The sequence below is a fragment of the Meiothermus granaticius NBRC 107808 genome, from assembly GCF_003574355.1.
Classification (GTDB): Bacteria; Deinococcota; Deinococci; order Deinococcales; family Thermaceae; genus Meiothermus; species Meiothermus granaticius.
The window spans coordinates 1-19,896 of sequence record NZ_QWLB01000007.1 but is presented as its reverse complement, the minus strand read 5'-3'; the positions used below and the strand labels follow the sequence as shown (position 1 = coordinate 19,896).

Below are 19,896 nucleotides of genomic sequence, written 5' to 3'. Positions count from 1 at the left end.
AGAGGTCTCGAGCTTTTGCGTTTGGTCTTTTGCATTGTTATGCTCGTACCGCTATGGCTTACAAGCATATCCAAGTTCCGCAGGGCGAGAAGATCTCGGTCGAAAACGGCAAACTGCACGTCCCCGAGCACCCCATCATTGGTTTTATTGAAGGGGACGGAACTGGCCCGGACATCTGGCGAGCCTCACAGCCCGTACTGGATGCAGCGGTTGAAAAAGCCTATGGTGGGAAGCGCAAGATTGCCTGGGCCGAGATCTACGCCGGGGATAAGGCCAATGCGGTCTATGGCGAGGTGGTCTGGCTGCCTGAGGAAACCCTGGAGTTCATCCGGGAATACTTAGTCGCCATCAAAGGCCCCCTGACCACCCCGGTAGGCGGGGGGATCCGCAGCATCAACGTGGCCCTGCGCCAGGAGCTCGATCTCTACGCCTGTGTGCGCCCGGTGCAGTGGTTTGAGGGGGTGCCCAGCCCGGTGCGCCACCCCGAGCTGGTAAACATGGTCATCTTCCGAGAAAACACCGAGGACATCTATGCTGGGATCGAGTGGGCCGCGGGCACCCCTGAGGTGAAGCAACTGCTCGAGTTCCTCAGGAGCAGCTTCCCCAAAGCCTACGGCAAGATCCGCTTCCCTGAGACCGCTGGGATCGGGATCAAGCCGATCTCGCAGGAGGGCACCTACCGGCTGGTAGAGGCGGCCATTGACTATGCCATCGCCAACGACCTGCCCTCGGTAACGCTGGTGCATAAGGGCAACATCATGAAGTTCACCGAGGGGGCTTTCCGCGACTGGGGCTACCAGCTGGCCAAGGAGAAGTATGGCTCGAGCGACCTGGAGGGCGGCCCCTGGCAGACCTTCAACAACCCCAAAACCGGAAAACCCATCGTGATCAAAGACATGATCGCCGACAACTTCCTCCAGCAAATCCTGCTGCGTCCGGCGGAGTACAGCGTGATCGCTACCCCCAACCTCAACGGCGACTACATCTCCGACGCCCTGGCGGCGCAGGTGGGTGGGATTGGCATCGCCCCAGGCTCCAACGTCAACTACTACACCGGACATGCGGTCTTCGAGGCCACCCACGGCACCGCCCCCAAGTACGCGGGCAAAGATCAGGTCAACCCCTCCTCGGTGATCCTCTCCGGCGAGATGATGCTGCGCTACTTGGGCTGGACTGAGGCCGCCGACCTAATCCTTCACGCCATCTCCAAGACCATCGCCCAGGGCCGGGTCACCTACGATTTCCACCGGCTGATGGTGGCCGAGGGACGGGCCGCCACCCTGCTCAAGTGCAGCCAGTTCGGACAGGCTCTGGTCGAGAATATGCAGTAACACACCGCTTGTTGGGTCAGCTATTGATTCCTCATGGCCCCACTGCTTAGACTGATTCCGTACCCCTAGCACTCCCCGATGGGCCTGCCTCAGGACTCACAGCGCGGGAAGCGGGTACTGCCCAAGGAGGGCCAAATGGCAAAAATCAAGCTCGAGCACGTGTACAAGCGCTACGGCGGTAAGGTCACAGCGGTCAAGGACTTCAACCTCGAGACCGAAGACGGTGAGTTCGTGGTGTTCGTGGGCCCTTCGGGCTGCGGGAAGACCACCACCCTGCGGATGATCGCGGGCCTCGAGGACATCACCGAGGGCCAGCTCTTCATCGGCGACCGCTTGGTCAACGATGTCCCCCCCAAGGATCGGGACATCGCCATGGTCTTCCAGAACTACGCCCTCTACCCCCACATGAACGTCTACGAAAACATGGCCTTCGGCCTGCGGCTGCGCAAGGTACACAAGGACGAGATTGACCGCCGGGTCAAGGAGGCTGCTCGGATCATCAAGATTGACCACTTGCTCCAGCGCAAGCCGCGCGAGCTCTCGGGTGGGCAGCGCCAGCGGGTGGCCATGGGCCGGGCCATCGTGCGCGAGCCCAAGGTGTTCCTCTTCGACGAGCCCCTCTCCAACCTCGACGCCAAGCTGCGGGTGGAGATGCGGGCCGAGATCTCCAAGCTGCAGCGCCGGCTGGGGGTAACCACGGTCTACGTGACCCACGACCAGGTCGAGGCCATGACCCTCGGAACCCGCATCGTGGTGATGAAGGACGGCGAGGTGCTGCAGGTAGATTCCCCGCTCAACCTCTACGACTTCCCCGAGACCAAGTTCGTGGCTGGGTTCATCGGTTCGCCCTCCATGAACTTCATCCGCTCGAGGGTCGTGACCGAGGGCGAGCACGTCTATTTCACCGGCGAGGGCTTCAAGGTTCGGGCCAACCCCACCCTGGCGACCAACCTGCGGGCTTACAACGGCAAAGAGGTCTGGATGGGGATCCGCCCCGAACACCTGGGCCACAAGGGCTGGACTCCAATCCCCGAGGACAACAACGTGGTACGCGGCAAGGTCGAGGTGGTCGAACCCCTGGGTGCCGATACCGAGATCCACGTGGACGTGATGGGTGGGATGGTCACGGCCAAGGTGGATGGCCATGCCATGGTGCTGCCCGGCGACAGTGTGGAGCTTCTGGTGGATACCTCCAAGCTGCATGCTTTCGATGTGGATAGCGAGAAGGCCATCGGGCACGCCACCCTGCCCACAAGCCGCGAAAAGGCCAAGGTCTAGCCTGGTATCTTTATGGGCGGGCCCAGTGGCCCGCCTTTTTTTATTCGCTGCGGCCCAACTCCTCGGCGTGGGCTTTGGGTTAGACTAAGGCCACCCTTATGCATGAGCCGGTCTGGTTTCCAAGCGAGGCCTACCAACGGGGTAGCCATGTTGAAGCCCTGCTCCAGCGCCTCAAGCTAAACAGCTATGAAGCCCTCTACGCGTATAGCCTGGATCACCCCGCGGCCTTTTGGGAAGCGACGCTCGAGCTGCTGGGGGTAGAGTTCAGTAGGCCCTATTCCGCCGTCTTAGAAACCCCCGAGGGACCTCAGTGGCCCCAGTGGTTTGTGGGGGGCCAGCTCAATCTCACCCACAATGCGGTGTTTCGCCACCTGCGCGAACGCCCGGAAGCCCCGGCCCTCATTTGGGAAGGGGAAGAGGGCCGCCAGCGCAGCCTGAGCTTTGCCGAGCTGGCCGAGGCAATTCAAGCAGCCCAGCGCGATCTGAGCGCGCTGGGGATCCGTCCGGGCGACCGGGTAGGGCTCTTCCTCCCAATGCTGCCCGAAACCGCGGTGGCTGTGCTGGCAGTGGCGGCTTTAGGGGCCATGGTGGTGCCCATCTTCTCCGGTTATGCGGCTGAGGCCGCGGCTACCCGGCTGAACGATGCCGAGGCCAGGCTGCTGATCACCGCCGATGGGTTTTACCGGCGGGGCTCGAGGGTGGCCTTGCTCGAACAGGCTCGAGCCGCTGCCAAGCTGGCTCCCAGCGTAAAAACCCTGCTGGTGATCCGCCGCTTCGGCGATGTTCCTTTGGCTGCGGGCGAGGTGGCCTGGGGTGAGGGCCCCGGCTCCTCTTCTCCTGGGCCTGTCCCCATCCCCTGCGACAGCATGGAGCCCTTCATGCTGCTCTATACCTCGGGCACCACCGGCAAACCCAAGGGAACCGTGCACTACCACGCCGGATTTCCCCTCAAGGCCGCCCAGGACCTGGCCCAGTGTTTTGATTTACGCGTCGGTGACCGGCTCTTCTGGTTCACCGATCTGGGCTGGATGATGGGCCCCTGGGCCATCTTGGGGGGGCTTACGGTGGGGGCCACGGTGGTGCTCTACGAGGGGGCGCCGGACTACCCGGGCCCCGACCGGTTGTGGGCCCTGTGCGAGCGGCACAGCATAACCCACCTGGGCCTCTCCCCCACGCTGGTGCGGGCCCTGCTGCCGCAGGGTCCATCCCCCGTCCAGCAGCATGATCTCTCGAGGCTGCGGGTTCTGGGTTCAACCGGTGAACCCTGGAACCTCGAGCCCTACCTGTGGTTTTTCCACACCGTGGGGAAGGGCCGGCTGCCCATCATCAACTACTCCGGGGGCACCGAGATCGGGGGAGGGATCCTGGGGTGCACCCCCTGGCGGCCCATCAAGCCCATGGGGTTCAACACCGCAATTCCGGGGATGCGGGCCGAGGTGCTCGATGCCGAAGGGAACCCCGTGCGGGGTGAGGTGGGGGAGCTGGCCATCCTGGCCCCCTGGCCGGGCCAGACCAAAGGCTTTTGGAGAGCCCCTGAGCGCTACCTCGAGACCTACTGGAGCCGCTTTCCCAACGCCTGGGTTCATGGGGACTGGGCTCTGCTGGATGAGGATGGGCATTGGTTCATCCAGGGCCGCAGCGACGACACCCTCAAGGTAGCGGGGAAACGGGTGGGGCCAGCCGAGTACGAGAGCGCAGCCGTAGGCCACCCAGCCGTGAAGGAGGCCGCGGCCATCGGGATACCCCACGAGGTCAAAGGGGAAGCGGTGGTGGTGTTTGTGGTGCTCAAGCCTGAGCATACCCCCAGCCCTGCCCTGGAGCAGGCCATCACCGAGGAGATTACCCATGCGCTGGGCAAGGCCCTTAAGCCGGAGCGGCTGCTTTTTGTGGCCGATCTCCCCAAAACCCGCAATGCCAAGGTGATGCGCCGGGTGATCCGCGCAGCCTTTTTAGGGCAAGCCCCCGGAGACCTCTCGGCCTTAGAAAACCCCCAAGCCCTCGAGGGCATCGCGCAGCACCGACGATCCTCCGGGAGCTAAAGGTAGGCCCCCAGAGCCCGCAGGGCCCCGCGCAGCTTGACCCCATCCACCCCCCGCACCTCGAGCCCCTCCTGTGCGCACCAGGCCGCCGCCAGGCCCGCCGCCTCGCCCATGCTGTGGCAGTTTTGCTGCACCCGAATCGCCGACTGGGCCTCGAAGGTGGCGCTGGCGCAGCGCCCCGGCACCAGCACGTTGGACAGGCCAAGGGGAATCAAGCTGCGGTAGGGAATCTCATGGTAGGCATCCGGCGCAAAATAGGGCAGGTTACCCGAGCGCTCATGAAGCAATTTCTGCCCTCTGGGGGTGTGGATATCCACAGGGTAGTGGTTGCGGCAGATGGCGTCGGGGAAGGTCCGGCAGTAGAGGATGTCCTCGAGGCTCAAGAGGTATTCCCCCACAATCCGCCGGGTCTCGCGCACACCCACCATCGGGGCGTAGCTGGCCAGGAAAGACCGCTCACACCCCTCAAAGTACTTTTGCAAGAAGCGAATCAGCCGCTCAATCGCGGCCCTGCCGTCTACCTGAGCCCGCGAGAGCGTCCAGGCCTCGGCCCCATCGTTGAGTTCGGCGGCCAGGCGGGGGCAGTTAAAGCTGATCACCCCCGGCATACCCGGCACGCTGAAGCCCTGAAAGTAGTCCCCATCCCGCTCCCACAGCAACCCCTCCGCCACCCCTTGGCGAAACAGCGGCTCCAGGCTCGAGCCTTTGTCCCAAACCATCCAAAAATGCATGAACTGCGGGCTCCCTTGCGGCTGACCCCACCGCCGCAAAAAAGCGCTCAGCCGCTCGGTATCCACGCCCCCCAGCAAAAAGCGCAGGCTCAAGGCCTGATGCAGCCCGGTCTCATCCCCGGCCTGAAAAGGGGCACCCGCCCGCACCGCCAGGTCGGCGTCCCCGGTAGCGTCAATAAAGGTATGGGCCTGCAACCGCACCAGCCCGTTTTTGTTGTGCACAACGATGGCCCGAACCCGCTGGCCCTCCAGCTCCGGCGCCACGAAATGGGTGTGGTAGAGGACTTCCCCCCCCGCCTCGAGCAGCATCTGCTCGAGCACATACTTCATCCCCTCGGGGTTGAACCAGTTGTCGTTCCCCCCCGGATCGATGGCCCCATCTTCACGTTCGCGCAACCGCCGTTTGAGTTGGTTGGTCAGGCCTTGGTTGAGGTTGACCCCACCGCTCACGTTGCGCATCAGCGGGGTGACCTGGGCGTTGGTTCCGGTGCCCCCCAAAGCGCCCAGGGCTTCCACCACCAGGGTCCGGGCCCCGGCCCGGGCCGCGGAGATGGCCGCCATAGCCCCAGCAGTACCCCCCCCCACCACCAGGACCTCCCAGTGCCTGGGCTCGGTGTGGATGGGCAGACTGATGGTCTCCATGGCTCTTAGGTTATCCCTTGACCGCCCCCTCCAAGCCCCGCATGAAGTAGCGCTGAAACACAAAGAAGAGGATCAGGATCGGGATGATCTGAATCACTGCCCCAGCCGAGATCGCTCGAGTGTTGGTGGCGAAGGTCCCCGCCAGATCCAGCAGCCCTGCGGCCAGCGGGTACAGCTCACGGTCACGCAGAATGATCACCGGCCACAGGAAGCTGTTCCAGATCGCCACAAACTGCAAGATGCCAAACGCGGCAATGGTCGGCATAGCCAGCGGCAGCATAATGCGCCGCCAGATCAGGAGTTCAGAAGCCCCATCCATCCGGGCGGCCTCGAGCAGCTCCGAGGGCACCGAGAGGTAGGCCTGGCGCATCAGGAACAGCCCCACCGTGCTGGGCAGGGCCGGCAGGATAATCGCGGCGAACTGGCCAACCGCCCCCAGTTCGGGCTTTAACAGCCCCAGCTTGGCGGTGGTCACGTAGTTGACGATCAGCCCCGCCTCATTGGGCAGCACCAAGGTGGCCAGGATGGCGTAGAAAATGAAATTGCGCCCTGGGAACTCCATTTTGGCCAGCGGGTAGGCCGCCAGGGTGCAAAACAGCACGCTCAGGAAAACCCCAAAAAAGCTGAGGATCAGGCTGTTTAAGAACTGCCGGGCCAGGGGGACCAGCTCGAGCACCGCGGCGTAGTTGCGCCAGGAAGGGGCCTGCGGGAGCAGTTTGGGGGGGAACTCGAAGATGCCCCCCTGGGTCTCGAGCGAGGTCACCAGGGTCCACAAAAAGGGGTAGAGCGAAACCACAGCCACCGCGATCAGCACGGCATACACCAAAAGATTGGTCAGGGCGGCCCGCCAGCGCTTGCGGCGGACGCGGGAGGCCTCGAGGTTCTTCACGAGGCCTGACCTCCTCGAGTCAGCCGAAAGTTCAACAACCCCAACCCCAGGCTCACCCCCGCCACCACCAACCCCGCGGCAGCCGCGTAGCCGTAGCGAAAGTTTTGAAACGCTGCACTATAGACGAAAAACATCGCCGTGTAGGTGCTTCCAGCGGGCCCACCGCCGGTCATCACGAAGATCTCGTCAAACACCTTGATGGCGCTAATGGTGGAAAGTAGGCTGCACACCAAAATTGTGGGGCGCAGCCCCGGCAGGGTAACGTGTCGGAACACCTGCCACCGGCTCGCACCATCCATGAGGGCGGCCTCCTCGAGGCTACGGTCTATGCTCTGCAACCCCGCCAGATAGAGCACCATGTAGTACCCAAGGCCCTTCCAGAGGGTCACAAACATCACCGCCAGGAGCGCGGTTGCGGGGTTGGAAAGCAGGCTGCTGGGGTTTTCCGGATTCAACAGGTGCAGCCGGGTCAGGATGAAGTTCACCGGCCCAAAGGCGTTGTACATCCACCCCCACATCAACCCCACCACCGCAAAACTCGTCACCACCGGCACATAGTAGGCGGTACGAAAGAGGCCAATCAGGGGGATCTGGCGGTTCACCAGCATGGCCAGGCCGATCGAGAGGATCTGAATCAGGGGGACCACCAGCACGTACTTGAGCGAGTTGATCAGGCCATACCAGAAATCGCGGTCGGGGCCCCGACCCCCAAACGCCCCAACCCCGAAGAGTTCCTCGAAGTTCCGCAGCCCCACCCACCTGGGTGGGCTGATAAGGTTGTACTCGGTGAAGGCCAGGTAGGTGCCGAAGAGAATCGGCCAAAAGGTATAGACCGCTTTCACCCCCAGCAGCGGCAACATGAAACCATAGGCGATGAGCAGGGTGCGAGCCCATCGCGGATTCCTCTGGCCCCCCAGGTTCACCGAGCCTCCGGCGGTACGCCATCCAACAGGCTCAAGCCCAGCAGCACCGGGTTGGCCGGGCCGCCGCTGCTCTCGAGGGTAATGCTTTGAATCACCTTATCGGGATAGGGGTTCACCCAGACCCAGGTGTTTAAGCCCACCTCCAGACCATTGGGGGTCTTGCCTCGCCAGGCAGGGATCAACTCCAAAGAGGTGGCGCTTACGTCGGTCCAGGAGACCAGGTGGCGGCCATACTCGAGCGGCCGCCGCAGGCGGGTTCCATCGGCATAAGTAAAGGTGTAGGCCCCCACCACATCCTTGGGCACGCTGCTGATAAACCCGGTGGTCTGTAGAAAGGCGATCGCCTTGGCCCCCACCCCCAGGGGCAGGGTCAGGGTCTGCGGCAGATCCTCCGTTCCCGCACGGGAGCCCTTGAGCATGAGGGCCCTGGAGAGGGCAAAGCTATACCCGCCGAAGCGCTGTACCCCGGTGGGGAGGTTGGAGAGATCGGTATCAGGTCCCCGCCCCAACCAGCCGGTCCCGTCTGGGTCGCTGAGCTTACGGGTGGCGAGCCGGCTCAGGTCTACCAGCCAACCCGAGATGGGGGTGTAGGGGGCGGGTCGCCAGGCCTCGCGGTAACGGGCCTGAAGATCCTCTGGGACAGGCGCCAGGGGGTTCCAAGCACTGCTGGCCGCACCCAGATAGGCCAAGCCCTGCCGCGCCTCACCTCCCAGCAGGCTCAGGTTGCCAAAATACCCCGACCAGCGTGTCTGCAATAAGCCCACCCCCCCAGCCCTCAGCACGGCCTGGGCCATGCTCTGGGCATTGCCCGGCTCGTACCAAGAGCTGCCGACCACCGCGAAGCCCTGCCCACGAATCGCGCCGAGGGCCGGGTAATCCGTGGCAGGGCTGTAGTTCCAGTAGGTCACCAGGATGTCTTTGGGCAGCAGCGGAGCAATCTGCCCACCATAAGCCTCGCCAAAGGCCACATCATGCCAGATCATGGTGCCCACCCCCAGGCCCTTGAGGTGGGTGTACAGCCGCAGAGTGTCCTCTACAAAGAGCTTGGGCAGCCCCGCCTCGAGGCCCTGGGGGGTGGCAGGGAAACGGTTAACGTTGGCCACCTCGTCATGGCCAATATGGACATACTTAGGCCGGAACACCTCCACCGCCTCGCTCAGCACCGGCAGCAGCACTTGGTAGGTGCGCGGGTTGAGCGGGTCGTAGGCATAGGGGGTTTGGGCCTCAGGGTCAGCCCAAAGGTCTCGGTTCTGCCCGCCATAAAACATCCACCCGGCATGCCCTAAGGTCTCGATCAGCGGAATCGGCTCCATCCCATACTCGCGGATGAGCTGGGCCACCCGCTCGGCCTCAGCCCTGGAGGCCCCGCTGGGATGCCAGAGGTTGCGGGTGGAGTTCCACTGCACATAGTCGCACATCACCAGCAGGTGGCTAAACTTATACTTGGCCAGAAGGGGAATCAAGGCATTGTTGACCGTAGGGGAGTCTTTATCAAGGTAGATCATCGCCATCCGCAAGGGCAATTGCGGCCAGTCGCGGATCTGGGCAAAGCGAAATCCGGTGGGGGTCAGCAGTTGGCGCAGGGTTTGGATCCCCCGGTAGGCCCCCAGTGGGTCGTACCCCACCACCGCCGCCCCCTGGGCGTCTACCCACAGCCCGTACCCCTCGGGCCGGTCGGGCAGGAGGTTGCGGGAATGGGCTTCAGCGGCCAGATCGGGGTCTTGTAGGGTGCCGATGCGCAGGGGTTTGTCGCGGGGCACCGAGGACAGGGTGAAGCCCAGCCGGGTTTGGATCTCCGAGTTGAGGTCGCGGACGGCCCAGCCGAGTTCGGGAGCGCTGCCGATGCGCTGTAGGGATAACCCCTCGAGCCCCAGCACCCCAGGCCCGTAGCGGGCCTCCTGTGGGGGAGGCAGAATCGCCCCTGGAGGAGCGGCTTGGTACACGTCGGGGGCAGAGGCCATCGGCAGGGACTGGGCCCACGCCCCCAGCCCCACCCATACCCCCAAAAACACCAGACCAACGCTTCGCAATGCGCGGGGCACCTCTACCTCACAGGTTGGCATTCCAGAACTTCACAATGTCGTCCAGGGCTTGTTTGGCGGATTTTTGCCCGAAGATGGCCGCCTCGAGGTTGTCCTTGAACACCTTGTTCAAAGCCGCTGAGTTGGGCACCGAGACGCTGAGATCGCGCCCCAGGCGCATGGTCTTGGCCGCCGCCAGACGGGCCTGGGCGTTGAGGTCGCCCCCACCCGAGCTGAAGTATGGGTCTTGAGCCGCCTTGACGGTGGTGGGAAAGGTGGTCTCGGTGCGCTTGGAGAAAAGGAGTTGGTTTTGGTCATCGGTGAGCCAGGCCGCGAGCGCAGCCGCGGCTTTGGGGTCGCGCACCCCCTTGGGCACAGCATAGGCAAAGGTGCTGGCCTGCACCACCTGCCCCGCCCCCACCGGATGAGGCGCTACGGTGGTCACCTTCCAAACGGCGTTGTTATCCTTCTCGAGCCGAGGCATGAACTGCGGGCCGATGATGATAATCCCCAGCTTTCCCGCGGTGTATAGCTCGTAGGCTGCAGTAAACCCCCGGCGCATCACATCCTCGGGGAAGTAGTCCTTTTTGCGCAGATCCACATACTGCTGCAGGAGGGCCACGTGGGCAGGGCTATTGAACACCGCCTTTCGCCGCTTTTCGTCAAAGATCGGCAGCCCGGCCTCCTGGAAGGTTTTGAGGAAATCCACCCCCGAGATCAGCGGAGCGAAGCCATAGATCCCGGTTTTGTCCTTAATGGTTTTGGCCCACTCAATAACCCCCGGAATGGTCTTGGGGGGGTTGCTGGGGTCGAGCCCGGCCTTCCTCAAAATCTCGGTGTTGAAGGCCACAATACGGGTGCTGGCATAGTCTGGCAAGCCGTAGATTTTGCCCTCAAAGGTAAACGCCTCCAGCGAAGGCTTTTGGTAGAGCTTGAAGGTTTCAGGGGGGAGCAGCTCGTTGAGGGGCAGCAGGGCTCCCTGCTGCGCCAGCACCAGGATCTGATCGGAGTTCATCTGGACGGCATCCGGTGGGTTTCCCGTTGCGACCCCGGCCAAAATCTTCTGCTGGATGGCATTCTGGGGCAGGTCCGTCCACTTCAGGCTCAGGCCGGGATTGGCCTTCTGGAAGCGCTCCATCAGGGGATTAAAAAAATCGGCGAAGGTCTGCAGGTTGGTGGTGACGAACTCGAGGGTGCGCTGGGCCAGGGCCGAGGGAACCCCGATCAACCCAATGCTGAGGCCAAACACTAAAAGCCACCGGTGGTTCATACGCCTCCTAAGGGTGTCCGCATGATACCGAATATGGGCTCAGGAACAAGCCCAAAAGCCTTAATCTCAGATTCCCCCGGCCGGGCCTCGAGCCCCAGGTGTAGCCTGAGTTGCATGGATGCGGCACTGGCTGGAAAACTCATCGGCATAGACCTTCCCGGCCCCTCCCTCGACGACCTCACCCGGGGCTACCTCGAGCGCTACCGCTTCGGCGGGGTCTGTCTGTTCCGCAAAAACGTGCGCAACCGGGAACAGGTCGCCCGGCTGGTGGAGGAGATCCGCGAGGTGCTGGGGCCGCAGGCTTGGATCGCCATGGATCAGGAGGGCGGAGCGGTACTGCGCACCTCGGACCTACCTGAAGCCCCTTCCGCGATGGCGCTGGGAGCGGTGGGGGATCTCGAGCTCGCCCAGGCCATAGGGGCCGCTGTGGGCCGGGGGCTGATCTCCCTGGGGGTCAACTGGAACTATGCCCCCTCGCTGGACGTGAACACCAATCCAGACAACCCGGTGATCGGGGAGCGCAGCTTCGGCGGTGACGCGGAGCAGGTTGCAGCACTGGGGCTGGCCTGGGCGAACGGCCTACAGAGCGCTGGGGTGATCCCCACCGCCAAGCATTTTCCCGGCCACGGCGACACCCACCTCGACTCGCACCTGGCCCTGCCCCGGGTGGACAAGCCCCTGGAAGCGCTGGAGCAGCTCGAGCTGCTCCCCTTTCGCCGGGCGGTGGAAGCCCAGATCCCCGCCTTGATGACCGCGCATATCCTCTACCCCGCCCTGGATCCCCAGCACCCGGCTACCCTCTCCAAGGCCATCCTCACCGACCTGCTGCGCCAGGAGTGGGGCTACCCTGGGGTGATCGTCACCGATTCCATGGCCATGAAAGCCATCGCCGATCACTACCCGGCGGGGCACGCCGCGGTGCGGGCGGTAAATGCCGGGGCTGACGTGGTGCTGGCCCTTGGAAGCTGGCCCAACAAGCTCCAGCAGGCCGAAGCGATACGGGCCGCGGTGGAGTCGGGCCAGATCAGCCCAGCCCGCCTCGAGCAGAGCCTGGAGCGCCTCGAGCGGCTTGCCCAGCGTTTTCCTGGGCAAGCCAAACCCTACCCCGCCGACCTCGAGCGCCAAGATCGGGGCCTGATGCACCGAGCGGCCCAGCGCAGCATCACCGCCTATGGCAGGGTTACCCTCCCCCAGACAGACGCCGCGGTGCTGCTGGTGGCTCCGCGCTCCACCAGCGGTGAGAACGTCTACGAGGCTGGCCCCGATGCCCAAACCCTGGGCCGCGCCCTTTCAGCCCGCTTCCCCCAGCTCAGCGTCCTCAGCTATCCCCAGGAACGCCCCCTGAGCATCCTGGAGGAGCTGCAAACCCGGGCGGCTGGAGCCGACTTCCTGCTCTTCGGCAGCCCTACTCGAGGCCCCTTGAGCGAGGAGGAACTCCAGCTCGGGCAACGGCTCTTTGGTCTGGGCAAACCCGCACTCCACCTCGCGGTCTGGAACCCTTACCATGTGCGGGCCCTGGGTCAGCCCGCCCTCCTCAGCTATGGCTTTCATCCCCCAGCGCTGGAAGCCCTGGCCCAGGCTCTGGCCGGAGCCCCGGCCCCAGGCCGCTTGCCGGTTGGCTTCTAGTCTCGCCACCCCCCTTGCGCCCCCCTGACGGGTCTGCGCTATTCTGAAGTTTGGAGTATGGCCACTTTGCCCCGCAACATTGCTTGGCGCGTTCCACGTCCAGGAGATTCTTACCGGGGGTTCCCTAAAGCCTGGCTTCGCTTCGGGCTGGTCGTTCTGAGCCTGGCCTGGTTGCTATCGTTTCCCTTTCCCATTGCGCAAGAGCCCCCCCAAAACCCCAGCCTGCGGCAAATCTGGAGTTACCTGCCCACCCCCCGCCGAGAGGCCTTGGTGCGCCAGTTTCTCTCGGTAAAAGCCTCGGCCCGCCTGTTGATGGGGGATGACGGAGCGGCGGCAACCGGCCGGCTGCTGCGGGCAGAGTTTCTCAACCAGTCCCTCCGGCGCCCCGCCACCTACGCCGAGCCCGAGGCCGCGCTCGAGGAGGCACAGCGCTGGCTCAACGTGCTGGACGTGCTCAAGCACGGGGGGTATCCCGACCTCTCTGGCTTGCCTGTAGCGCCCCGGCACGTGCTGCCCTTTAGCCTGGACCTGACCAACGCCGCTGCTGCCATGGGGATCCCCAAGGGCATCCTGGCAGCAATCGTGGACAACGAGCAGATGGGCGGGGATAAGGCCCTGGGGCTCTCGAGGGGGATACGCGAGGTCGCCAATCAGATCGCCCAAGATCTGGCCCAAACCGCCGGCACCTCCGGGGGGGTGGGAGCGGTCTCCCATACCGTCGGGCTGGCTCAGATGTCCTGGCAGGATGCGCTCAAACAGGAATCGCGCATCCGGGCCTTCGGGGCCTGGGATCCCCAGCAACCCTTCCTGCGAAACGAGGCCGAAGCCCGGATCGCCCTGACCAACCCCTATCTCAACTTCTTGCTCACTGCCAGCCGCCTACGCGGCTACCTCAACAACAAGCTCGGCCTTGCCCCCAACGACACCCGCCCCCTTAGCGGTCATTGGCTCTACTATCTGGGCCCGGCCTGGCACAACTGGCCGCCTGGAGCCGATGCGGTCGCCACCTGGCCCTACGCCTTCCACGGGTTTTTCAAGGGGCTGCTGTACGAGAGCTTGCTCTCAATCCAGAACTGAGCGGGGATCCCCGCTCATTCCCACTCACGGATGGGCACCAGCTCTCCCCCCTCCACCACCTTGCGCTTGGGGCGATACCCCCGATCAAACCAGATCTCGAGCACGGCTCGGTCCAGGCTCTTGGGGGCCACAATGCTCTTGCGCACGTAGTAACCCCCCTCGTCGGAGCTCGAGATCTCCCCGCCTTTGGTCAGGCGCAGCTCGACGATCTCCCCGCTTCTCGCGGTCCGTACCCTTACCCGAAACGCCCGATCGCCCTCTGGCCGCACATGCTCATCCCGCCTACCGAACAAACCCAACATTTGAAGCCCAGTCTACAGCCTGAAGCGGTACAAACCCACCCGGTGCCCCTACTGCACCGGCGTGATCTGCCCTCCGGTGAGCTTCAGCAGTTCCTCAGGGCTCAGCCCAAAGATCGCATTGGGGGTTCCCGCAGCAGCAAAAATGCGATCATGGGTCAGCAAATCCGGATCTATCCGCACCTCCATGGCCTCGGCATGGCCCACCGGCGGCACCCCACCGATGGCAAAACCGCTCACCCGGCGCACATACTCCGCATCGGGCTTCTCCAGCGGCTCCCCCAGGGACTCCTCTAACCGGTGTGGGTTCACCCGGTTCAGCCCGGAAACCAGCAACAAGTAGGGCTTTCCGCTCTGGGCTCCCCGAAAGATCAACGACTTCACGATCTGGCCGACCGTGCAGCCAATGGCTTGAGCCGCCTCCTGGGCGGTACGGGTGGACTGGGGGTACTCGCGCACCTCGAGATGGGGATATCCGCGTTGGGAAAGCACCTCCTGAACCTTTCGAGCGCTGGGGCTGAGGGTGGGGGGTTGGGCGCTCATGCTTCCCTCGAGAGCTCATTCAAGAGCCCGGCCAGCAAGGCCGTGCGGGCCGGAATTTCTCCCACCACCACATGTTCGCTGGTCTGGTGGGCATCGCCCCCAAAAAGCCCCAGCCCATCCAGGGTAGGCACGCCCAAAGCGGCGGTGAAATTCCCGTCTGACCCCCCCCCTACCCGGCCTGCGCCCAGCCGAAGCCCCAGGCCCTCACCGATTTTGCAGGCGGCCTCAAACAACCGCAGCGAAGCCTCGGTGGGCTCCATTGGGGGGCGGTTGAGCCCTCCCGTGAGGCTGAGACGGGATCCCGCAAGCACCGGCTCGAGGGCTTGCATCGCAGCTGCAACCCGCTCGTACTCGGCCAGGCTCCAGACCCGAACATCAATCTCGGTGCAGGCCTCAGCCGCCACCACGTTAGTAGCGGTACCGCCGACCACCCGGTTGGGGCCCAGGGTGGTGCCCTGGGTCGGGTCTTGCAGGGCTACCACCTTCGGAATTTGGTGGGCCAGCTCCACGATGGCATTAATGCCCTTCTCCGGCTCCACCCCCTGATGGGCCGGTTTGCCGTGGGCATAGAGCTTGAGCACCCCCACCCCCTTGCGCGCTACCTTGAGATCACCGTTGCCCATGGGCGGCTCGAGCACCAAGGCCACCGCATTGCGCTTGGCCGCAGCCTCGATGGCCTCGCGCGAAGCCAGGGAACCCACCTCCTCATCGGGGGTGAAGAGGATCTCGAGGTTGGGCCATTCCAGCCTCAGCTCTCGCAAGGCCCACAGAGCCCACCAAAGCTGGATGATTCCCCCCTTCATGTCATAGATGCCGGGGCCATAAGCCCGGGGGCCCTCGAGGCGAAAGGCGAAGGCCCCCCGGGGGTGTACGGTGTCAAAATGCCCCAGCACCAACACCCGCTGGCCCTTCCCCGAAACCCGCAGGCTCAAAAGCGGGCCATTGCGGGTCTCTCGGCGCTCCAGAGTTCCCCAGGGGGCAAAGCGCTCGGCGATCCAGGCCGCAACCTGGTCCAGGCCCGCCAGATCGAAAGAGGGCGAATCGAGGCTTACGATGGCCTCCAGGTCAGCCAAAATCTCGGGGAGGTGGGATTGGAGAGGCTCGAGGCTGCTCACAGCCCTATCTTATTACGGGTGCCCTGGGGCGGTATGCCGAAGCGCAATCCCCTATGTTCGGTGGGCCCAGAGTGCTTGTGCAAAGGCCAGGAACCGGCTATCGTCTTAAAGGCTGATGGCCCAGACTGGGTTTTCAGCCCTATTTTTATGACTCGAAACACCCCTTTGCACCTGTTTCCCTGGCTGCGCTGGCTCGAGGCCCGGGGCCCTTACGCCTGGGGGGCATGGTTCTACGGCGGATTCTGGGGGATTGTGGGGGGCTATATTGGCTTCCTCAACGTGTACTTCGTGCGCTCGGGATTCTCGGAGGTGGCGGTTGGGGTGCTCAACGCCCTACCCCCCCTGATGATGCTGGTGCTAACCCCCCCGGTCGCCGCCTGGGCGGACCGCCGGGCCCGGCGGGTGGGGGTGGTGTTCTGGGCCCTGCTAGGAATGGGGATCTCGCTGCTGGTGATGTTTTGGGTGAACGACCGGGTGGGGTTGGTGGCCGCTTTCGTGGGGCTTTCCCTCTCCTATAGCCTGGTGCTGCCCCTCAGCGACGGATTGATCGCCCGGCTGGCCGCCCACCACGGCCTCGAGTATGGCCGGATGCGCTCTTGGGGCAGCCTCAGCTTCGCGGTTTGTGCGGCCCTATTTGGCGGACTGTGGGGCTGGGTAGGGTACGAGCCGATGTTTTGGATCACCGGAACCCTGCTGATCCTGCTGGCCCCGAGCGTGCTGGTGCTCGAGGAAACCCATCCTCCCCCTCCAGGAGAGCGCTTCCGCCTGAGCCACCTCTTGCGCGACCGGGGCCTGGGGGTGGTGCTCTTGGTCTCGCTGTTTTTTGGGTTGGGGCTGGGGTTCACCGATCCCTTCGTGGGGGTCAGCATGGAGCGGTTGGGCGGCAGTCCGTTCCTGATTGGGCTGCTGTACCTGTGCATTGCCCTACCCGAGCTGCCCACCATGCAGCTCGAGGGCACCCTGGCCCGCCGCCTGGGCAACGCCCCCACCTTGATGCTGGGTTGTGCGGTGTTTGTGCTGGGCTACACCCTCTTGGCCTTGGTGCGGGCCCCGCTGCCGATGCTGTGGGTCGCCCCGCTTGTGGGCGTAGGCTATGGGCTGCTCTTTGTGGGAACCGTGCGGCTGGTAGATGCCCGGGTGACGCCTGAGCGCATCAGCACGGTGCAATCCATCCGCCACGCGCTGGCTTTTGGCATCACCCCCTTGCTAGCCGGGCCTATCGGGGGGGCCGCCTATCAGCACTTCGGACAGCAGTTCTACGGGCTGACCGCGCTCTGCATGGGGGCTGCGCTGATCGTCACCCTACTGGGACGGAAGGAACTGGAGCGTCCAGCCCCCCAACCTACCTAACCCCGCGCACCCTCGAGACAAACACCGTTCCCAGAACAAAAAACACAATGGCCACGGTAAACAAAATGGGATATCCGCCGTTCGGTAGGGCTCGGTTACCTGCGTCTAGAATTTGCCCAAATATCCCCTGAAACAACTGCGGGAAGACCAAGGCGATATGCCAAACCCCCATGTCCCGAGCGTGCTTGGTCTCGTCGGGGAGCACCGAGGTCGCCAGGGCCCAGTCCACGCTGATATAGGCCCCATACCCCAGCCCAAAAACCAGCGCGATGAGTACCGCCAGGGCAAAGGAGTGGGTCAGAGCAAAGCCCAGCGCCCCAGCCGCGGTAAGGGCTCCAGCCGCGTAGATCACCGGCTTTTTGCCCGCCCGATCGGAAAAGCGGCCGGCAACGATGGCGGTGGCCGCCGCGGTCACCGAGAGCAGCATCAGGATGGCCGCCAGGGCTAGGCCCGCATTGGGAATCTTCAGCGGGCCAAGCTGAAAGGTGCCGATCACATCCCGCAGATAGAACAACAAAAAGGGCTGCACCGCGAAGCGCCCCGATTCCACAAACGCCCGCGTCAGGAACACCCAGCGGAAGTTGTAGTAGGCGGGTTGGAAGTACGCTCGAGGGTTCAGCGGCTGACCCGGATCCCGCCGAATGCCCGGCTCGGGTACATAGTGCACCGTGATAAAGGTCACCAGGGCCAGCACCAGGATGATGACCAGGAACTGCCCTTCCCGGTTGCCCCCCAACGCAAACGCCGCAACCCCACCGGCGATCTGGCTGGTGAGCTGAAAAAACCCCATGGCTCCGCTGGCCGCGCCTCGCTCCTCCCGGGGCACCACGTCGGGGATGAGGGCGGTATAGGGGCTGCTGGCCACCGAGTTGCCGAGTTGTACCAGCAGGTATCCTGCGGCATACACCCAGTATCCTGGAGCCCAGAGCATCACCAACAGGCCCACGATATTGACCGCTGTGCCCCCCAGCAAAAAAGGCATTCGGCGGCCCACCCGATCCGACCAAGCCCCTACAAACGGGGGCAGCAGCAGCGGGACCAGGGCCAAGGTCCCGGCCAACCAGCCCAGATAGGCTCCCTTATTGGCCTCCCCTACAAACCGCTCCACATCCGCAGGCATCAGAATCGGCAGCAGCAGAAACCAGTGAAAGGAAAATCCGAACCAATAGGCCGAAAGAGGAAAGAAGCGCGCAAGACGGCGTGCAGGGCGGGTTGTGGTCATTACCGGCAGTATAGAGGCTCTGGCTACGGAGGGGGTAAGCGATAGCGGCTGGCCAGGTCGCTGACCGCTGCCCAGGCTGCCTCCGCTAGATTTGCCGCCGTCGCCCAGTCCAGTTCCCCCTCGAGTGCCGGGGGTGGCTTTCCGTAGAGGCTCGAGTACAGTACCTTGGCTTCGAGGTATCCCCCAATCAAGCTGGGGTGCACTTCATCGGCATACAACTCCAGCTCGGGGTAGCGAGCGTTTAGGCTGGCCCAAGCAGTACCCACTGGGGCCACGGCTAAAGCCAGGAGGTCGGCCAGGCTGAAGGTCTGTGCATCGAGGGCGGACTGGGTAATCTGGGGATGCTCGCGGTTGGGCCAGTTCAAAAAGAGCAGCCCCTTAGGCCGGTGGGCCGCGGGGCAAGCATTCATCCATTCGGTAAAATCGCCTACTGCCTGGCGGAAGGCTGCGGTTTCCACTATCGGGGTATAGCTGCGCTCTTGCAGCACCACCACATCCCAGCTACACTCGGCAATCTTGCCTCGAGCGGTCTCCGGGCCAATCCCGGCGTTCCAGTGATCGCTGAGGCTCTGGCCTAGGCGAATCACCCGGTCGCTCTCCAGTCCGCGGGACTCCCCTGCCGCCTCAGCCAGCTCCATCACCTTGCCCGGCAGGTCGGGGTACTCGGTGAGGCTATTACCAATAAACAGCACCCGCAGCGGCGGGGAAAAGGAAGCCGGCGTCGCAAGGGAGTAGTGCAGGGCCTCGCTCTCCCCCCCCGGCCCCCAAGCCCGCAAGCGGTAGGTATACAGGGTCGTGGGCAACACATCCCCGTCGGTAAAGCGGGGCGTCAGGCCGTCATAGAGGAGGATAAAGCTCGAGGGGGTAGCTCCCAGGCCCCGCTCGAGCCGATACCCCGAGAAGGGCCCCCCCTCCCCTGCTGGCTCCCAGCTCAGGTCTATCTGGTGAGCCGTGCTCGTCCCCCTGAAGCCCCACGGCAAGCCCGGAGGGACAGTGGGTGTATGCAGCGTGCGCAGGAGCCGTGGGCTCTCTCCGCCGGCGTTGCGGGCCCAGAGTCGGTAGGTGTACACCGTACCGGCTTCCAGGTTTTCATCGGAATACAGTGTGGCCATGGGGTCGAGGGGCAGATCCACATACCCACTCTCAGCTTCGCCGACCGTGCGCTGAAGGAAGTAGGCGGTAGCCCCGGTTACCGGAGCCCAGGTCAGGTGAACCTGGGTGCTCGAGACCACCGTTGCGGTGAACTGGGCCGGGGCAGCGGGAGGGGTGAGGGCCTTTACCTCCACCGTCCCGCTCACCCCACCGGCATTAACCGCGAGCAGGCGGTAGGTATAGGCCCTACCCGCAGACACCGTGGTATCGCTGTAGGTGGTGCCGAGGGCCCTGCCCAAGGGCTGAAACCCCTCCGCATCGCTCGAGCGCTCGAGGCGGTACTCTTCCGCCCCAGGGACAGCCGGCCAGCCCAAGCGAACCTCCTCTTGGGACACCCTCAGCACCGAGAGGGTCCCTGGGGGTGGGGGCGGCGTGGGCACCGATGGGG

At 64.1% G+C, this 19,896-nt stretch carries 16 protein-coding genes; 6 read left to right on the top strand and 10 right to left on the bottom strand.

The annotated features are described in order from the left end of the window. Nucleotides 1–53: 53 nt before the first annotated feature. The 3 genes from icd to Mgrana_RS03625 all read left to right on the top strand — a co-directional run bounded on the left by icd (nucleotide 54) and on the right by Mgrana_RS03625 (nucleotide 4,648). Nucleotides 54–1,331, top strand: a complete 1,278-nt coding sequence (icd, locus tag Mgrana_RS03635) for an NADP-dependent isocitrate dehydrogenase (RefSeq protein WP_119356246.1) — start codon at nucleotides 54–56, stop codon at nucleotides 1,329–1,331. Nucleotides 1,332–1,466: 135 nt separating this feature from the next. Further along, nucleotides 1,467–2,609, top strand: a complete 1,143-nt coding sequence (locus tag Mgrana_RS03630; RefSeq protein WP_119356310.1) for an ABC transporter ATP-binding protein — start codon at nucleotides 1,467–1,469, stop codon at nucleotides 2,607–2,609. A 98-nt stretch (nucleotides 2,610–2,707) separates the two neighbouring features. Next, nucleotides 2,708–4,648 carry an AMP-binding protein gene (locus tag Mgrana_RS03625; RefSeq protein ID WP_119356245.1) on the top strand — a complete coding sequence of 647 codons (1,941 nt, stop codon included), beginning with the start codon at nucleotides 2,708–2,710 and terminating at the stop codon, nucleotides 4,646–4,648. Here the strand turns inward: Mgrana_RS03625 and Mgrana_RS03620 are convergent. The 5 genes from Mgrana_RS03620 to Mgrana_RS03600 are packed head-to-tail and all read right to left on the bottom strand — an operon-like array spanning nucleotide 4,645 to nucleotide 11,124. Continuing rightward, nucleotides 4,645–6,021, bottom strand: coding sequence for an FAD-dependent oxidoreductase (locus tag Mgrana_RS03620; protein WP_119356244.1), 1,377 nt, complete (start codon nucleotides 6,019–6,021; stop codon nucleotides 4,645–4,647). The two genes, Mgrana_RS03625 and Mgrana_RS03620, sit on opposite strands and share 4 nt — an antisense overlap. Nucleotides 6,022–6,031: 10 nt before the next feature. Then, a complete protein-coding gene (locus tag Mgrana_RS03615) occupies nucleotides 6,032–6,910 on the bottom strand; it encodes a carbohydrate ABC transporter permease (RefSeq protein ID WP_119356243.1) in 879 nt (292 codons plus the stop codon). Then, a complete protein-coding gene (locus Mgrana_RS03610; RefSeq protein WP_240631236.1) occupies nucleotides 6,907–7,833 on the bottom strand; it encodes a carbohydrate ABC transporter permease in 927 nt (308 codons plus the stop codon). Before Mgrana_RS03610 ends, Mgrana_RS03615 begins: the two co-directional genes overlap by 4 nt. Continuing rightward, a complete protein-coding gene (locus tag Mgrana_RS03605) occupies nucleotides 7,830–9,875 on the bottom strand; it encodes a glycoside hydrolase family 20 zincin-like fold domain-containing protein (protein WP_206075040.1) in 2,046 nt (681 codons plus the stop codon). Before Mgrana_RS03605 ends, Mgrana_RS03610 begins: the two co-directional genes overlap by 4 nt. A gap of 7 nt (nucleotides 9,876–9,882) precedes the next feature. Next, nucleotides 9,883–11,124: an ABC transporter substrate-binding protein gene (locus tag Mgrana_RS03600; RefSeq protein WP_119356242.1), complete on the bottom strand. Its 1,242-nt coding sequence runs from the start codon at nucleotides 11,122–11,124 to the stop codon at nucleotides 9,883–9,885. A gap of 114 nt (nucleotides 11,125–11,238) precedes the next feature. Here Mgrana_RS03600 and nagZ point away from each other — a divergent pair, with 114 nt between their 5' ends. Further along, nucleotides 11,239–12,750 carry a beta-N-acetylhexosaminidase gene (gene nagZ, locus Mgrana_RS03595; RefSeq protein WP_119356241.1) on the top strand — a complete coding sequence of 504 codons (1,512 nt, stop codon included), beginning with the start codon at nucleotides 11,239–11,241 and terminating at the stop codon, nucleotides 12,748–12,750. A 57-nt stretch (nucleotides 12,751–12,807) separates the two neighbouring features. Further along, nucleotides 12,808–13,827: a hypothetical protein gene (locus tag Mgrana_RS03590; protein WP_240631235.1), complete on the top strand. Its 1,020-nt coding sequence runs from the start codon at nucleotides 12,808–12,810 to the stop codon at nucleotides 13,825–13,827. Nucleotides 13,828–13,841: 14 nt separating this feature from the next. On the opposite strand, the gene Mgrana_RS03585 is transcribed toward Mgrana_RS03590, so the two are convergent. The 3 genes from Mgrana_RS03585 to Mgrana_RS03575 are packed head-to-tail and all read right to left on the bottom strand — an operon-like array spanning nucleotide 13,842 to nucleotide 15,784. Then, the gene (locus tag Mgrana_RS03585; RefSeq protein ID WP_170146390.1) at nucleotides 13,842–14,129 is read right to left on the bottom strand and encodes a hypothetical protein; all 288 of its coding nucleotides are present in this window, start codon (nucleotides 14,127–14,129) and stop codon (nucleotides 13,842–13,844) included. Nucleotides 14,130–14,177: 48 nt separating this feature from the next. Continuing rightward, a complete protein-coding gene (locus Mgrana_RS03580) occupies nucleotides 14,178–14,669 on the bottom strand; it encodes a YbaK/EbsC family protein (protein WP_119356240.1) in 492 nt (163 codons plus the stop codon). Then, complete coding sequence (locus tag Mgrana_RS03575; RefSeq protein WP_119356239.1) at nucleotides 14,666–15,784, bottom strand: M20 family metallopeptidase; 1,119 nt, start codon at nucleotides 15,782–15,784, stop codon at nucleotides 14,666–14,668. The genes Mgrana_RS03580 and Mgrana_RS03575 overlap by 4 nt, the downstream gene beginning before the upstream one ends. Before the next feature lie 147 nt (nucleotides 15,785–15,931). Here Mgrana_RS03575 and Mgrana_RS03570 point away from each other — a divergent pair, with 147 nt between their 5' ends. Continuing rightward, the gene (locus Mgrana_RS03570; protein ID WP_170146389.1) at nucleotides 15,932–17,134 is read left to right on the top strand and encodes an MFS transporter; all 1,203 of its coding nucleotides are present in this window, start codon (nucleotides 15,932–15,934) and stop codon (nucleotides 17,132–17,134) included. Here Mgrana_RS03570 and Mgrana_RS03565 read toward each other — a convergent pair. Both Mgrana_RS03565 and Mgrana_RS03560 read right to left on the bottom strand, forming a co-directional pair. After that, on the bottom strand, nucleotides 17,127–18,356 hold the full coding sequence (locus Mgrana_RS03565; protein WP_119356237.1) for an MFS transporter: 1,230 nt from the start codon (nucleotides 18,354–18,356) through the stop codon (nucleotides 17,127–17,129). The genes Mgrana_RS03570 and Mgrana_RS03565 overlap by 8 nt on opposite strands. A 23-nt stretch (nucleotides 18,357–18,379) precedes the next feature. Beyond that, nucleotides 18,380–19,896: fibronectin type III domain-containing protein (locus Mgrana_RS03560; RefSeq protein ID WP_206075039.1), on the bottom strand; the 1,517-nt coding region annotated here is incomplete at its 5' end.

What these genes read in the sequence shown, in the direction of transcription:
- icd (WP_119356246.1), top strand. Translation starts at nt 54, where the DNA reads ATGGCTTACAAGCATATCCAAGTTCCGCAGGGCGAGAAGATCTCGGTC.
- Mgrana_RS03585 (WP_170146390.1), bottom strand. Translation starts at nt 14,129, where the DNA reads ATGTTGGGTTTGTTCGGTAGGCGGGATGAGCATGTGCGGCCAGAGGGC.
- nagZ (WP_119356241.1), top strand. Translation starts at nt 11,239, where the DNA reads ATGGATGCGGCACTGGCTGGAAAACTCATCGGCATAGACCTTCCCGGC.
- Mgrana_RS03600 (WP_119356242.1), bottom strand. Translation starts at nt 11,124, where the DNA reads ATGAACCACCGGTGGCTTTTAGTGTTTGGCCTCAGCATTGGGTTGATC.
- Mgrana_RS03570 (WP_170146389.1), top strand. Translation starts at nt 15,932, where the DNA reads ATGACTCGAAACACCCCTTTGCACCTGTTTCCCTGGCTGCGCTGGCTC.
- Mgrana_RS03625 (WP_119356245.1), top strand. Translation starts at nt 2,708, where the DNA reads ATGCATGAGCCGGTCTGGTTTCCAAGCGAGGCCTACCAACGGGGTAGC.
- Mgrana_RS03590 (WP_240631235.1), top strand. Translation starts at nt 12,808, where the DNA reads ATGGCCACTTTGCCCCGCAACATTGCTTGGCGCGTTCCACGTCCAGGA.
- Mgrana_RS03630 (WP_119356310.1), top strand. Translation starts at nt 1,467, where the DNA reads ATGGCAAAAATCAAGCTCGAGCACGTGTACAAGCGCTACGGCGGTAAG.
- Mgrana_RS03580 (WP_119356240.1), bottom strand. Translation starts at nt 14,669, where the DNA reads ATGAGCGCCCAACCCCCCACCCTCAGCCCCAGCGCTCGAAAGGTTCAG.
- Mgrana_RS03565 (WP_119356237.1), bottom strand. Translation starts at nt 18,356, where the DNA reads ATGACCACAACCCGCCCTGCACGCCGTCTTGCGCGCTTCTTTCCTCTT.
- Mgrana_RS03620 (WP_119356244.1), bottom strand. Translation starts at nt 6,021, where the DNA reads ATGGAGACCATCAGTCTGCCCATCCACACCGAGCCCAGGCACTGGGAG.